12 protein-coding genes are annotated in these 13,050 nt (G+C 51.9%); 8 read left to right on the top strand and 4 right to left on the bottom strand.

Going from position 1 to position 13,050, the window contains the following annotated elements:
* From BN8_RS27475 to BN8_RS27445, 7 genes are all read left to right on the top strand, one after another.
* A complete protein-coding gene (locus BN8_RS27475; protein WP_009285219.1) occupies nt 1-1,242 on the top strand; it encodes a serpin family protein in 1,242 nt (413 codons plus the stop codon).
* Nucleotides 1,239-1,679 carry an META domain-containing protein gene (locus BN8_RS27470; RefSeq protein WP_009285218.1) on the top strand — a complete coding sequence of 147 codons (441 nt, stop codon included), beginning with the start codon at nt 1,239-1,241 and terminating at the stop codon, nt 1,677-1,679. The genes BN8_RS27475 and BN8_RS27470 overlap by 4 nt, the downstream gene beginning before the upstream one ends.
* 10 nt (nt 1,680-1,689) lie before the next feature.
* The gene (locus BN8_RS27465; protein WP_083882535.1) at nt 1,690-2,139 is read left to right on the top strand and encodes an META domain-containing protein; all 450 of its coding nucleotides are present in this window, start codon (nt 1,690-1,692) and stop codon (nt 2,137-2,139) included.
* Nucleotides 2,140-2,141: 2 nt separating this feature from the next.
* Nucleotides 2,142-2,576 carry a hypothetical protein gene (locus BN8_RS27460; RefSeq protein ID WP_009285216.1) on the top strand — a complete coding sequence of 145 codons (435 nt, stop codon included), beginning with the start codon at nt 2,142-2,144 and terminating at the stop codon, nt 2,574-2,576.
* Between the two features lie 137 nt (nt 2,577-2,713).
* On the top strand, nt 2,714-4,006 hold the full coding sequence (locus tag BN8_RS27455) for an LVIVD repeat-containing protein (protein ID WP_009285214.1): 1,293 nt from the start codon (nt 2,714-2,716) through the stop codon (nt 4,004-4,006).
* 5 nt (nt 4,007-4,011) lie between these two features.
* The gene (locus tag BN8_RS27450; protein ID WP_009285213.1) at nt 4,012-4,614 is read left to right on the top strand and encodes a hypothetical protein; all 603 of its coding nucleotides are present in this window, start codon (nt 4,012-4,014) and stop codon (nt 4,612-4,614) included.
* A gap of 197 nt (nt 4,615-4,811) precedes the next feature.
* Nucleotides 4,812-5,006 (top strand): hypothetical protein, encoded by a 195-nt coding sequence (locus BN8_RS27445; protein WP_192579095.1) that lies wholly within the window; start codon nt 4,812-4,814, stop codon nt 5,004-5,006.
* 53 nt (nt 5,007-5,059) lie between these two features.
* Here BN8_RS27445 and typA read toward each other — a convergent pair whose 3' ends face one another.
* The 4 genes from typA to BN8_RS27425 form a co-directional block, all read right to left on the bottom strand.
* Nucleotides 5,060-6,874, bottom strand: coding sequence for a translational GTPase TypA (gene typA / locus BN8_RS27440; RefSeq protein ID WP_009285211.1), 1,815 nt, complete (start codon nt 6,872-6,874; stop codon nt 5,060-5,062).
* A 217-nt stretch (nt 6,875-7,091) separates the two neighbouring features.
* Nucleotides 7,092-7,304 carry a hypothetical protein gene (locus BN8_RS27435; RefSeq protein ID WP_009285210.1) on the bottom strand — a complete coding sequence of 71 codons (213 nt, stop codon included), beginning with the start codon at nt 7,302-7,304 and terminating at the stop codon, nt 7,092-7,094.
* 155 nt (nt 7,305-7,459) lie between these two features.
* Complete coding sequence (locus BN8_RS27430; RefSeq protein ID WP_192579094.1) at nt 7,460-8,122, bottom strand: nucleoside deaminase; 663 nt, start codon at nt 8,120-8,122, stop codon at nt 7,460-7,462.
* Nucleotides 8,123-8,187: 65 nt separating this feature from the next.
* Nucleotides 8,188-8,655: a YDG/SRA domain-containing protein gene (locus BN8_RS27425; RefSeq protein ID WP_009285208.1), complete on the bottom strand. Its 468-nt coding sequence runs from the start codon at nt 8,653-8,655 to the stop codon at nt 8,188-8,190.
* A 203-nt stretch (nt 8,656-8,858) separates the two neighbouring features.
* Between BN8_RS27425 and BN8_RS27420 the strand changes: the two genes are divergently transcribed.
* Complete coding sequence (locus tag BN8_RS27420) at nt 8,859-13,022, top strand: hybrid sensor histidine kinase/response regulator transcription factor (RefSeq protein WP_009285207.1); 4,164 nt, start codon at nt 8,859-8,861, stop codon at nt 13,020-13,022.
* Nucleotides 13,023-13,050 lie beyond the last annotated feature (28 nt).

The raw sequence follows: 13,050 nt of genomic DNA, 5'->3' as shown, positions 1-13,050 counted from the left end.
ATGAACAACACCATGTTTGGCACTGTCGCCTTAGCGGTGGCTGGATTAATGCTGACGGCTGTCAGTTGCAAGGAAACCAACACAACCCCCGGCCCTGATCAGCCCGGCACTGGTGCCGATCTTCGCATCTCGGCCCCCTTTGCCAGTCAAACAACTGAATTTGCGTTTGATTTTGCCCGTCAGGTCGGCGAGCAGGAGAAAAATAAAAACGTGTTTATCTCCCCCTTGAGCCTGCACATGGCGCTGGGGATGATCATGAACGGCGCGAACGGACAGACAGCAGGTGAAATTCAGAAAACCCTGAATCTGGACGCTCAGACGCTCGCCGAGGCAAACACGACCTATAAAAATCTGATGCAGAACCTGCCTTCGGTTGATCCAAAGGTTACATTGGCACTGGCCAACTCAGTCTGGTATCGGAATACGTTCACCGTTGAAAAGTCCTTTCAGGATCTGCTGAAAGAAACGTTCAACGCCGAAGTTTCCGCGCAGGATTTTGATGACCCGGCTACGTTGGGTAAGATCAACAGTTGGGCCAGCGAGAAAACCAACGGTAAAATTCCGAAAGTACTGGATCAGATTCAGCCCGAGAACGTCATGTTCCTGATGAACGCGCTGTATTTCAAAGGCGACTGGAAAACTCAGTTCAACCCCGGGCAAACTATTGACGCGCCGTTTACGCTCGCGTCGGGTCAGCAGAAAACCGTACGGATGATGCGCCTGAACACAGAGCTGCGTCGGGCTTCCCGGCCTACGTACTCGGCCTTTGAACTGCCTTATGGGAACGACAAGTTCGCGATGACGGTACTGCTGCCGGCTCAGAATTCAAACGCCGACGCTGTGCTGAACAGCCTGACCGATGCAGACTGGAAGCAGTTGCAGCAGGAGCTTAAAACCGGCAAGATTGATATTGGCCTCCCCAAGTTCACATTGAGCTATGAAATCAAGCTGAACGACGTGCTAAAAGCGATGGGTATGCCAACGGCGTTCACAGACCAGGCCGACTTCACCCGCATCAATTCAAAAGGTGGGCTTACGCTCAGCTTTGTCAAGCAGAACACGTTCGTAGCTGTTGATGAGAAAGGTACCGAAGCCGCAGCCGTTACGACCGGTGGTATTTCGGTCACGTCGGCACCGATGCCGCTGCTTTGCGACCGGCCATTTGTGTTCGTAATTCACGAAAAAACCTCAAACACCGTGCTGTTTGTTGGCAAAATCGTTGATCCGCAGGCGAACCTATGATACGAATTGTAACGATGATAGCGCTGGCACTGACCTTTTTGGCCTGCGAGCCAAAGCAAGAAGAGGCTGTGCCGGCCTACATCGATAAACTGACCGGCGAATGGCAATTGGTTGACCCATCGTCGCCCTACGTCGTTACGCTCCGAATTGGCGAACGTATCCCGAGTGGGTATGCCTTATCCGGCAGTGCACCGGTCAATACGTATCTCGGTACGGTGGCCGATCCAGGGCTAATTTTCACCAGTGAGAAGTTCCCTTTTCTGGTGAGGGACCTGGCGAACACCGAAATCGCTGGCCCGGCCGAAGCGATGCAGGTTGAGCAAAGTTACTTTGTTAACCTTCGGGCGGCTTATCGCTACGAACTGACGAACCAGAATCGGCTCAGGCTATACTACCGGGCCGCCCCCGAGGGCGTATACGTGTACGAACGAAAGTAATGACACAACTATGAAACAGATCGTGATATGCCTCTTTATGTTCGCCCTGATGTCGTTTACGGGCTGCGATCGGGAGGAGTTGCTAAATCCTACTAACCCAACGCAGTTGACAGGAACGTGGCGTCTTATTGCCCCTACATCGCCCTATGCCATTACGTTGCAACTGGCGGTAAATGTATCGGCCAGTACAATACCGGGCGTAATGCCATTCGACGTTACGGGGCAGTCGGCGGTCAACAATTACTTCGCGTTATTGACTACCTCGGCCAATGGTGATGTGAGCATCGGTGGCATCGGCGCTACCAAGAAGGCGGGCCCGGCCGAAGCGATGCAATTTGAGCAAACCTATTTCAGTAATCTGAGTGCTATAACGCGCTACGAGCTGACAAATCAGAACCGCCTGCGTTTGTATTACGGCGAGAATGGGACTAAGGTACTGATTTACGAACGGGATAAGTAAACATGAACCGGCTGAAACCAATCGCTCTTACTACGTTTCTGGTCCTGCTTGCACTAAGCTGTGAGCGACCCGTATGCGGCTGCGTATTTCCTCCTGCCCCCGTGAATGGTACCTGGGAGCTAACGAGCATTACGTATGGCTTAACCCAGAAAAAGATAACAGCTTCGGAAGCCGGTTATACAGAAACGATAGCGTATGACGGACACGTGGAGGCCGGCAAGTTTAAGCGCCTACGGAATGGCAACGAAGTAGAAGCAAGCGACTTCTCGATGAGCTTTCCGGACGGCGGCACGACAAACGGGTTTGTGATGTACCACAACGACAAGACCCAGCAGTCATTCGAGATTCGGGATGGTAAGCTATTGTACCTCTCGGAACGTAGCCCACAGGGCGTTACTATGGCCGATGGCGCTACGTATGAATATCAACGAAAGTAAAAGTGGAAGGTAATTGCTGACTTTTGTGTATGACCCAGATTACCCGGTTGTTTTCTACGGCCGGGTAATTTTTTTATACGCTTCCAACGCTTCCAGCGACAAACGGGTCTTTTGACTGAACCACTAACCATACCAGTATGAGACCCAACTTTCTACTTATTCTGCTGCTATTGCCCCTGGTTTGCCTGACGGCCTGCAATGATACCTGCCGGGAAACCCGTACCTATCGACAGTACACACCCGTTACGTTCACAGCCGAACAGATTCGGAACGGCGTAAAACAGGATGCCCCCCGGGCGCTCGTAAACCCTGGCAAGATCTACACGAAAGATGGTTACCTGCTTATCAACGAGATTAAGGAAGGTATTCACCTGATTGACAACCGAGATCCGACCAATCCCAGGCCGGTGGCGTTCATTCACATCCCTGGCAATGGCGACATGGCCATCCGGAACAATATTTTGTATGTCGACAGCTACATGGACCTGGTGGCGCTCGACATTAGTAGCCTGACCGACATCAAAGAAGTTAACCGGGTGCAAAACGTATTTCCAAACGGCCAGTTTGACGGTGGCTGGTGGTCGTTTAACCAAAGTACGTCACTGCTGAGCGACCAGCGGGCCAGATACGTGACCGAAACAGTTGAAACCAACTGCGAAGACGGGATGGTGACACGCCAGAACTCGTGTCCAAACTGTATGTTCCTTGATTTTGCCAACCGGTCAAGTTCGGCGGCTCCGGCCCCCAACACCAATGGCGTTGGGGGTTCAATGGCCCGCTTTACACTCTACGACAACTATCTCTACACGGTTGGGCAGCAGGACATGCAACTGTTCGATATTCGAACGCCGGCCGAACCTCGTCAGGGCGAACGGATCAATCTGGGCTGGGGCATTGAAACCGTCTTCCCCTATAAAGACAAGCTCTTCATTGGCTCCACAACCGGCATGATGATTTACGATAATACCAACCCCGCCAAACCGGTACGGATGTCGGTTTTCCAGCACGCCCGGGTGTGTGATCCGGTGGTTGTTCACGACAACATCGCCTACGTAACCCTCCGCTCAGGTACAAACTGCGGGGGTAATCTGAACCAACTGGACGTAGTCGATATCAAAGACCTTTACAACCCTAAGCTGTTGAAAAGCTACCCAATGCAGAATCCGCATGGATTGGGCGTCGACTTTCCAAATTTATTCATCTGCGAAGGTCAGTCGGGGCTGAAATCGCTGGATGCCCGGAATGCGCTCGATGTCAAACAGCTCGAACATATGTCTGGCATGAATGCCTACGACGTGATTCCGATGGGCACCAGCGCGGGTTCCAAACACCTGTTGATGATTGGTAAGGATGGGCTTTACCAGTACGACTACACCAACCCGCAACAATTGCGGCTGCTCAGCAAAATTGCCGTAAACCGACCATTCTAACCGTTATGAAACCTTTCAATAAGAATGGATGGCCAGCGCTTTTGCTATTACTATACTTTTGTCCCGCGCCAGACGCCGTAGCGCAGGAGCCAGGGTTCAAACCAACGTTCATGAACATGACAGAGGTAGGGCTTTCGCTGGGTCGGGTAACGTCTGGTAACCAATGGGCGCAGACTACGCAGAACCGGACTTCGTTTACGGCCCAGACATTCAACGGGATTCGGCTTCGGCCACGGCTGGCGGTGGGTGGCACCGTTGGTATTGACTGGTACCTGGCTTCTTTGCTGATGCCGGTCAGTGCGGGCTTACGGTATGATATAGCCGTTCAATCAAAAAAAGGGGTTGGCCTGTTTTTCAGCCTGGATGCCGGCTACGGATTTACCTGGCTGCATCGCGACCTACCCAACTACCGAACCAGCGGTGGACTGTACGTATCGCCAGGCGTTGGTTTGCGGCTTGGGCAACCCAATAGAGGCAATTTTGTGCTGTCGTTCTCGTACAAACGGCAGGAGAGCGCAGTTTCGAAACCTTTAGACAACTTTTACGTCAGACGTGATGAAAATCGAGTTTACAATCGAATTACGTTCAGAATGGGTATTGCTTTCTGAACAACCTTTTTCGTTTCATGTTATTTAATCAGTCCCTACGTTCACACTATACGCCAATGGTACTACAACAACAATCTAATGAACGGGTCGGGGTTTGTTCACTGACCGACACAGTAACCCCCATGAACGCAGAGTATAATCAGGAAGTACATTCATACAAGAAACTCGACAGCATTTTGAATAAAAACCTACACGTTATGAAAAAAGGGCTGATGTTTATTATCGGTATCGCACTTTTTGTGATCAGCTACTACCATTCCCGGAAGCAACTGAATTACATGGCCGCTCAGTCAGCGGCCAGCGAAGTGGCCACTCCGGTTGCTTCACCCTCCGAATCCAATCAGACAGAAACCGAATCTTCTTCGTATTATCAGGTAGCCACCTGGCGCTAACGAAAAAGCCCCGATCTGCGATCGGGGCTTTTTCGTTAGTAGCTTTCTAACAATCAGGCCATAGCCATTTTGTTCTCGTTCCGCTTGCGCTCGTTCTCATCAAGGAAAATCTTACGCATCCGGATGCTCTTCGGCGTCACTTCAAGATATTCATCCTTCTGGATGTATTCCATAGCCTCTTCGAGCGAGAAGTTGAGCTTCGGCGCAATCTTTACGTTATCGTCGGAGCCTGAAGCCCGCATGTTTGTCAGCTTCTTGGCGGTTTGCAGGTTTACCACAATATCGTTCTGGCGATTATGTTCACCTATAACCTGACCAGTATAGATTTCCTCGCCTGGGTCAACGAAGAATACACCCCGATCCTGAAGTTTATCAATCGAGTAGGCAGTTGCCGCTCCGCTGTTCATGGAAATCAATGAACCGTTGATCCGCTCCTGAATGGGGCCTTTGTACGCCTGATAGTTCTTGAATCGGTGGCTCATCACGGCTTCCCCGAACGTAGCCGTCAGGACATTGGAACGTAGACCGATCAGGCCCCGCGACGGGATTTCGAACTCCAGGTGCTGGAGGTCACCTTTCGGCTCCATAATCAGCAGTTCGCCTTTACGCTGCGTAGCCAGTTCGATAACCTTACCGGCCGTTTCTTCCGGTACGTCAACCACGAGCGTTTCAATCGGCTCCAGCCGCTGCCCGTTTTCGTCTTCTTTGTACAGTACCTGCGGCTGGCCCACCTGCAGTTCGTAGCCCTCGCGACGCATGGTTTCGATAAGGACCGACAAGTGCAGGATACCCCGGCCAAATACCAGGAAGCGATCTTCGCTATCGGTTGTTTCAACGCGCAGGGCGAGGTTTTTCTCGGTTTCTTTAAACAGCCGGTCACGAAGGTGACGCGACGTCACGAACTTACCTTCCTTACCGAAGAACGGTGAGTTGTTAATCGTGAACAGCATGTTCATTGTCGGCTCATCGACCGAAATCCGTGGCAGTGCTTCGGGATTTTCTACATCGGTCAGGGTATCGCCAATTTCAAAGTCTTCTATACCGGTTACGGCACAGATTTCACCAGAGCTAACTTCGGTCACTTTCTGCTTACCGAGTCCTTCAAAAACGTGCAGTTCTTTAATCCGAACCTTTTTAATTGATCCGTCCGCCTTCGCCAGCGCCATGTTGGCACTTTCGCGTAAGGTACCCCGGTGAACACGGCCAATCGCGATCCGGCCCACAAAGGCCGAGTAATCAAGCGAAGTAATCTGCATTTGGGGCGCCCCTTCATTGGTCGGAGCCGCAGGAATGTGATCGACAATCGTGTCGAGCAGATACGTAATGTTGTCGGTTGGGGTTTTCCAGTCCGGACCCATCCAGCCTTGCTTCGACGACCCGTATACTGTCGGGAAGTCGAGCTGCTCTTCCGTAGCACCGAGGTTAAACATCAGGTCGAACACCTGCTCGTGCACTTCGTCCGGACGGCAGTTTTCTTTGTCGACCTTGTTGATGATCACCACTGGCTTCAAACCCAGCGACAGGGCTTTGCTCAGTACAAATCGAGTTTGCGGCATCGGTCCTTCAAAAGCATCGACCAGCAGGCAAACCCCATCTGCCATTTTCAACACCCGTTCTACTTCGCCACCAAAATCGGAGTGGCCCGGTGTATCGATGATGTTGATTTTAACGTCCTTGTATCGCACCGATACGTTTTTCGATACGATCGTAATGCCCCGCTCACGCTCCAGATCGTTGTTGTCCAGAATCAGGTCACCAAATTCCTGATTTTCCCGGAAGATTTTGGATGCGTGGATAATCTTGTCGACCAGTGTTGTTTTGCCGTGGTCAACGTGAGCAATGATTGCTATGTTGCGAATTGATTGCATACAAATGAGTAAACCGCTGCCGCGGTGCAGAATGAATCGGTCAGTTTTGCCGGATTTGTGTATAAACTCAACATAATCTATCTATCCCGGGTTCTGACAAATGGTGCGCAAAGATAATAAATTTTAGGCTGAAACACAGAAATTTACAAATTGCAAAACGAAAAAAGGCCCTTAATAGGGCCTTCCTATAACAGAAGTACAATTTCTTAACAATCCCTTAATGATTGGGGCAACCGCAGGGGTTTTTCTTACGGAAAAGACCCGTATTGAACAGTCCACCCCGCTTAGGCTTGTAGCCCTTTGCTTTTCGCTTCCGGCCGCCAATTACTGTCACCTCTTTGGTAGCCTTCACCGACGCCATCGTTTCTACCGGAACCTCCACCAACACCAGCGATGCCGCCAACAACAAGAGTATCTTCGTTTTTTTCATTGCGATACCGTTTTCTTTTAAACGCAGATTCGGCCAAGTTGTGTGCAGAATCGTAAAAAATTTACTGAGAAGCAGTCGTTAGACGACTAGTCACGACTTTACGCTGGTCTTTCAATTCAAATCTGTCTGAGTTGCCGGTACTCATCAATATTCTGTCAATCTAACAAAAACGAATAAAACAAACAATGTGCCATCCTTTGAAGGACCGGTGCCGATCGCGCAGCCAGCACCTTATGCTTCTGGCTTAACTGGTACCAGAATGGCGGCAGGCACGATGCCCGGGCGTTCATGCCATCATCGGGACCCGTAGTGACGTAGCGTGTTTCTACGCCTACAATAGCCACCCGAATGAAGCACATCGGACACGGCTCGGCCGAGGTGTAGAGCGTTAACTGTTCCGTATAAATCGTGTTTCCCTCGCCGGTAAAGTTTCCCTTTGTCTGGTATTTCCTGAACTGCGGCAACGTTTCAAACTGCGTCAGCAAGGCCATTTCGGCGTGTAAATCCGAACGGCCGGTTTGTAATTGTTCGTTATAAGCGCCGTGGATAATTTTCCCTTTGGTGTCGACCAGCACCGCGCCAATACCGTATCCGCCCGTTTTGGCACCTCTCAAGGCTTGTTCAACGGCGGCTTTTGCATAGGTATCCTCCGGAAAAGCTGGATCAGGTCGGTAGCCGGCCAAGTACACTTCGATCTTTTGCAGTACGGTCGCTTTTGAGTCGGCAGCCCGAATGCCGCAGGGCAACGCCTGTAATTTTCGAAGCAGCGTGGCTCGGTCGGGTGTTACGTTATCCCAATCGAGGGAGTCGGTTGGCATAGCACTGACAGGTTTACTGATGCAAAATAATGCAATGAGTAGCCATGTAGCGTATTGCTGTTTCATCATACGATCTGTACAAGTTTAAATAGCCACACCCAAAATCCGGATTTGCCCCGTACCCGCTCCACTTGTTCTACCCGATACAGTCCTTCGTAGCGATAGCCTTCGGCCGGTGCAAATTCATTCTTCAAATTAGCCCCCCGAATCAGCCGAATCGGGCGGTTTGTTTCCAGGCTACGCATCAAGGCCAGATTATACGTATCAAGCACCTGGTCGGCTACCTGACGCCCCGTTTTCTGATCCCGTCCGCCATGACCAGCGTAAAAGATTATATCACCCAAATCTACATCATCTTCGTACATACCGGCCAGGATAATTGAGTTAGCCCCTGTTTTTCCGGTACCGCTGATTCCGGCCCGACGAGGGCGATGTAATCCGCTCAACGACAAATCGATCCGGTTTCGGAACGTATCTCCCGGCCGAAAATCGTCGATAGGTTTGGTTTCATGACTTATCCGTTGCACTGACATAGTTCATATAACTAACCAGCGAACTTGGTGTACCCAAATCTGGCCTCAGCACTGGGTAAGAAAGCTAGTAAAATATGTTCGGCTTTTAGTTCTTGTCCGATATTTTGGAGCGGCCGTAGGCACTCATAGTAATTCTACATAAAATATTGGTTAGTTTTATCTAATTGTAGCTTGATAAAACACTATACCATCTCTTAACTCATATGGTTATTGCGACCACCCAACATGGCCGGAATGCGTTTTGGTTAACCTGTATGCAGGTTATCCTGCCCTGGCTGTGCTGTGTAGTTAGCTACAACAGTCTGGCGCAGGCTACTTTCCGATGTCTGACCACCAGCGATGGTTTGTCGCACAACATCGTAATGGACCTTATGCAGGACCATAAAGGGTTTCTGTGGCTGGGAACGGCCGACGGATTAAATCGGTATGACGGCGAACGGTTCGTGGTTTTCCGACGCTCGGTTCGTGACCCCCGCAGCCTGAGCAGCAATGAAATCAAATGCCTGCTCGAAGACCGGCAGCATCGTTTGTGGGTTGGCACTAATTCCGGTGGGTTGAATCAACTCGACTCGTCGGGTGTTCGATTTCATCGCCTGACCCATACCATTGACAACCTGGATATATCCAACGTAAGTATAACGGATCTGGCGCAGGACCCGTCAGGACAAATATGGGCCGCTACGTTTGGCCAGGGGTTGTTGCAGATTGACCCGAATACCCGCCAAATCCGACGGTTTACGGCCGAAAAAAATGGCTTGCCGACCAATTTCATTCAACGAATCTGTTCCGACAAAACCGGTAATCTGTGGATTGGCTACCAGGGCCACGAACTGGCCCGAATGCAGCTCAGCAATTTTCGGGTATCTACGGTTCCCCTGCCTGTATCAAAAGCGACGGCACCGGTTATGATCATGACCATCCGGTGCGACAACCGTAACCGCATATGGGTTGGTACGGCGGATAAGGGTTTGTTTCGCTGCGATCCGGGCAACTCATCGTTTCGATCTATATTCTATCAATCGGGTGTTGTAGAGGGAATTAACAACGCACGAAGTCTCTACGAAGATGCCGCCGGACGGTTCTGGCTAGGTACGGATGATGGTCTGATCCTCGCCGAATCGGCTGACTTTCGGCAGATTCGTCATTTCCAGCACGACCGTAGCGTACCCAACAGTATCAGTACGCACGCCACTGTATGCGTCCGGGGTGATCGGTACGGCAACATCTGGATCGGTACGTGGGAGGGTGGCCTGAACGTGTTGTATGCCCACCCACCACCATTTGATCTGTATACGCATCAGGTTGGCCAACCAAACAGCCTGTTGGGTCAAACAGTATCTACGGTCTCGGCCGATTCACTTGGAAATGCCTGGGTGGGTTGTACGCAGGGGCTTACGTACGTGAACCGAAACACGAACCGATTCCAACATTTTCGGCACCAGCCGGGCAATACTCGCTCCCTGCCCGGCAATGACATCACCCGCGTATGCCTGCTTTCTGACAGATTATTGCTGGTTTCTGTCTGGAAGAAAGGCACGGTGGTGTTTGATACCCGTTCCGGTGCGGTATTGCATGAACTAAAGCCGTTGCGGTCAGCCCACATCCAGTCCATTACGTCGGCTAATGCAGATCAGGTTGCCATCGTGACGCAGCGGGGTGAACGCTGGCTGATTGATCGGCAAACCGGTGAACTTTATCTGGGCGATTGGTTGAATCGACCGGCATCGGCCATTACGTCCATGCTCAAAACTGCCGATGGTACGTTGTGGAGCGGCACATTTGACAATGGTTTGCTCGAACGGCTTCCTAAGAGCAATCGAACACGGCATCACCTGGGTAATCAGCAGCCCGGCGGCTTGTTTGACAACCACATTACGTATCTGTTTGAGGACCGGCGCCACCAGCTTTGGGTAGGCACGATGAATGGCCTGCACCGCTACGATCCCCGCACCCGTCAGTTTACGCTGCTGACTACCAGCAATGGTCTGCCCAATGATGCGATCATGAGTATTAGCCAGGACAAAGCCGGGAGCCTTTGGGTGGCGACAAACGGAGGTCTGTGCCGACTCAGCGAAACCGGACACGTCATGCGTGTCTATCGGCGGGGCGATGGATTGGCGGGTAATGATTTCACGGAACAGGCCGTAAGCCAATGCCCCGACGGAACGCTGTTCTGGGGAGGTAAGCACGGCCTGACCGTATTTCAGCCAGACCGGCTGGAGATGGCTGAGCCGCCCGTACCCGTGTACCTGACCGAATTGAAGTTATTTAACCAGGTTGTGCAGCCTGGCGCGTCAGACTCGCCGTTGACGCGAGCCCTTAGTGATACGAAAGAGCTTACGTTTCGGTATAACCAGTCAGTCATCACGTTCGATTTTGCGGCCGTGCTGTTCCGGGCACACCGCAATGTACGATACGCCTATCGCCTGGATGACTTTGAGGATAGCTGGAACTACGTCGGCCCGCAACACTCTGCGACATATACGAACCTCAGCCCAGGTACGTACCAGTTCCGGGTAAAAGCTTCCCTGACCGATACGTTTCGAAACGCCCCTCAGACCGTACTACAGCTAACTGTACTACCGCCCTGGTATAGAACAGGTTGGGCGTATGCATTGTACTGTCTGCTGGTAGCCGTCCTTTTGCTCGGCATGCGCCGACTGATTCAGATTCGGGAAGCGTATAAAACCGAGCTACGCGCCGAACACCTCGAAACCGAAAAAGCCCGCGAACTCGACCGGCTCCGTTCCAGCTTTTTTACCAATATTTCGCACGAGTTCCGTACACCATTGACCTTGATTCTGACGCCCCTGGAGCAGTTTCTTACGGATCCGGCACCCGACAGCCGCCGACCGCAGTTTCAGACCATGCACCAGAACGCCAACCGATTGCTGCGGCTCATCAACCAGTTGCTCGATCTATCCAAACTGGAGTCAGATTCACTACGCCCGCACATTAACCGGCTGGATGTTATTGCGTTCGTGCGGACCGTAGTGGCCTCGTTCTCTTCGCAGGCCCAGCGGCAATCAATCACGCTGACCATTGAGACCGTTCCTTCAGCGTGCATGGCCTGGTTTGATCCAGACATTGTCGAGAAGGTTCTTTTTAACCTGATTGCCAATTCCCTCAAATTTACGCCCGCCGGGGGTACGATCACGGTTCGGTGCCGGGTTGATAACGCTGATCATAAACCGGAGTTACTTCTGGAAGTAGACGATACGGGCATCGGTATACCAGCCGAGTATAAAAGCCACATCTTCGAGCGTTTTTTTCAGGTTAATGGCCAAAATCAGGCAAAAAAAGCTGGTACCGGTATCGGCCTGGCGCTCACCCGTGAACTAGTTGAACTGCATCGGGGTCGTATCAACGTAGAAAGTCAGCCCGGCGTAGGAACGGCTTTCGTTGTTAGGTTACCTGTCAACGCGTCGGCGTTCCCCGCCAATTGGCTGGCGGCTCCTACCCCAAACACCCTGGTAGCTAGTGATAATGAGATCGAGCCAAACCTGATGTCTTCGGCCAACAATGCCTTATCTGCAGCTGATGCGATGAGTAGTCCGGGGCCAGATGTTCCGTTGGTGCTGGTGGTTGAAGATCACGATGACCTGCGCAATTACCTGGTTGGTTGCTTCCGGCAGCATTATCGGGTTTTGCAGGCTACCAATGGCGCAGAGGCCCTGACCAGCGCCCGGACCGAAATTCCGGATCTGGTTGTGAGCGACTGGCTCATGCCGGACATGGACGGGGTACAATTGTGTGAAGCCCTGAAAGCCGACGAACGAACGAGTCATGTTCCCCTGATTTTGCTGACGTCGCGATCCAGCAACGAAAGCAAGGTTGAAGGCCTAACCGCCGGTGCCGACGACTACGTAACCAAACCGTTCAACCTGGATGTTCTGCTCAGCCGGGCCAGAAACCTAATTCGCAGTCGACAGCTACTCCGGGCTCGATACAGCCGACTACTGACCCTTGCCCCCGGCAACATCGTCGTTGAATCGGCTGAAGAGGTGTTTCTGCGAAAAACGCTCGCGTTCATTGAAACCCACATAGCTGATCCGGAACTGGACGTACAACGGCTCGAACAGGAACTGGCCCTGAGCAACACCCAGCTATACCGGAAGCTAAAAGCCTTGACCGGCAAGGGAGGGAATGAACTGATTCGTAATGTCCGGCTGCAACGGGCCGCTCAACTGCTACAGGCAGGTGGCCGACAGGTGGCCGAGGTAGCTTACGCGGTTGGTTTCAATGATCCGAACTATTTCATTCGGGCCTTCAAAAAAGAATTTGGCGTATCGCCGGGAGAGTACGGGAAACAGGCAGAAACTGATTCAATCGCATCAGTTGGGGGCTCTGAACAGGCCACGCAATAGCGGCTCTTCGCTATTGCGTGGCCTCGAC

This window comes from Fibrisoma limi BUZ 3 (assembly GCF_000296815.2).
GTDB classification, from domain to species: domain Bacteria; phylum Bacteroidota; class Bacteroidia; order Cytophagales; family Spirosomataceae; genus Fibrisoma; species Fibrisoma limi.
This window is presented reverse-complemented; position numbering and strand designations above follow the sequence as displayed.

What these genes read in the sequence shown, in the direction of transcription:
- BN8_RS27475 (WP_009285219.1), top strand. Translation starts at nt 1, where the DNA reads ATGAACAACACCATGTTTGGCACTGTCGCCTTAGCGGTGGCTGGATTA.
- BN8_RS27470 (WP_009285218.1), top strand. Translation starts at nt 1,239, where the DNA reads ATGATACGAATTGTAACGATGATAGCGCTGGCACTGACCTTTTTGGCC.
- BN8_RS27465 (WP_083882535.1), top strand. Translation starts at nt 1,690, where the DNA reads ATGAAACAGATCGTGATATGCCTCTTTATGTTCGCCCTGATGTCGTTT.
- BN8_RS27460 (WP_009285216.1), top strand. Translation starts at nt 2,142, where the DNA reads ATGAACCGGCTGAAACCAATCGCTCTTACTACGTTTCTGGTCCTGCTT.
- BN8_RS27455 (WP_009285214.1), top strand. Translation starts at nt 2,714, where the DNA reads ATGAGACCCAACTTTCTACTTATTCTGCTGCTATTGCCCCTGGTTTGC.
- BN8_RS27450 (WP_009285213.1), top strand. Translation starts at nt 4,012, where the DNA reads ATGAAACCTTTCAATAAGAATGGATGGCCAGCGCTTTTGCTATTACTA.
- BN8_RS27445 (WP_192579095.1), top strand. Translation starts at nt 4,812, where the DNA reads ATGAAAAAAGGGCTGATGTTTATTATCGGTATCGCACTTTTTGTGATC.
- typA (WP_009285211.1), bottom strand. Translation starts at nt 6,874, where the DNA reads ATGCAATCAATTCGCAACATAGCAATCATTGCTCACGTTGACCACGGC.
- BN8_RS27435 (WP_009285210.1), bottom strand. Translation starts at nt 7,304, where the DNA reads ATGAAAAAAACGAAGATACTCTTGTTGTTGGCGGCATCGCTGGTGTTG.
- BN8_RS27430 (WP_192579094.1), bottom strand. Translation starts at nt 8,122, where the DNA reads ATGCCAACCGACTCCCTCGATTGGGATAACGTAACACCCGACCGAGCC.
- BN8_RS27425 (WP_009285208.1), bottom strand. Translation starts at nt 8,655, where the DNA reads ATGTCAGTGCAACGGATAAGTCATGAAACCAAACCTATCGACGATTTT.
- BN8_RS27420 (WP_009285207.1), top strand. Translation starts at nt 8,859, where the DNA reads ATGGTTATTGCGACCACCCAACATGGCCGGAATGCGTTTTGGTTAACC.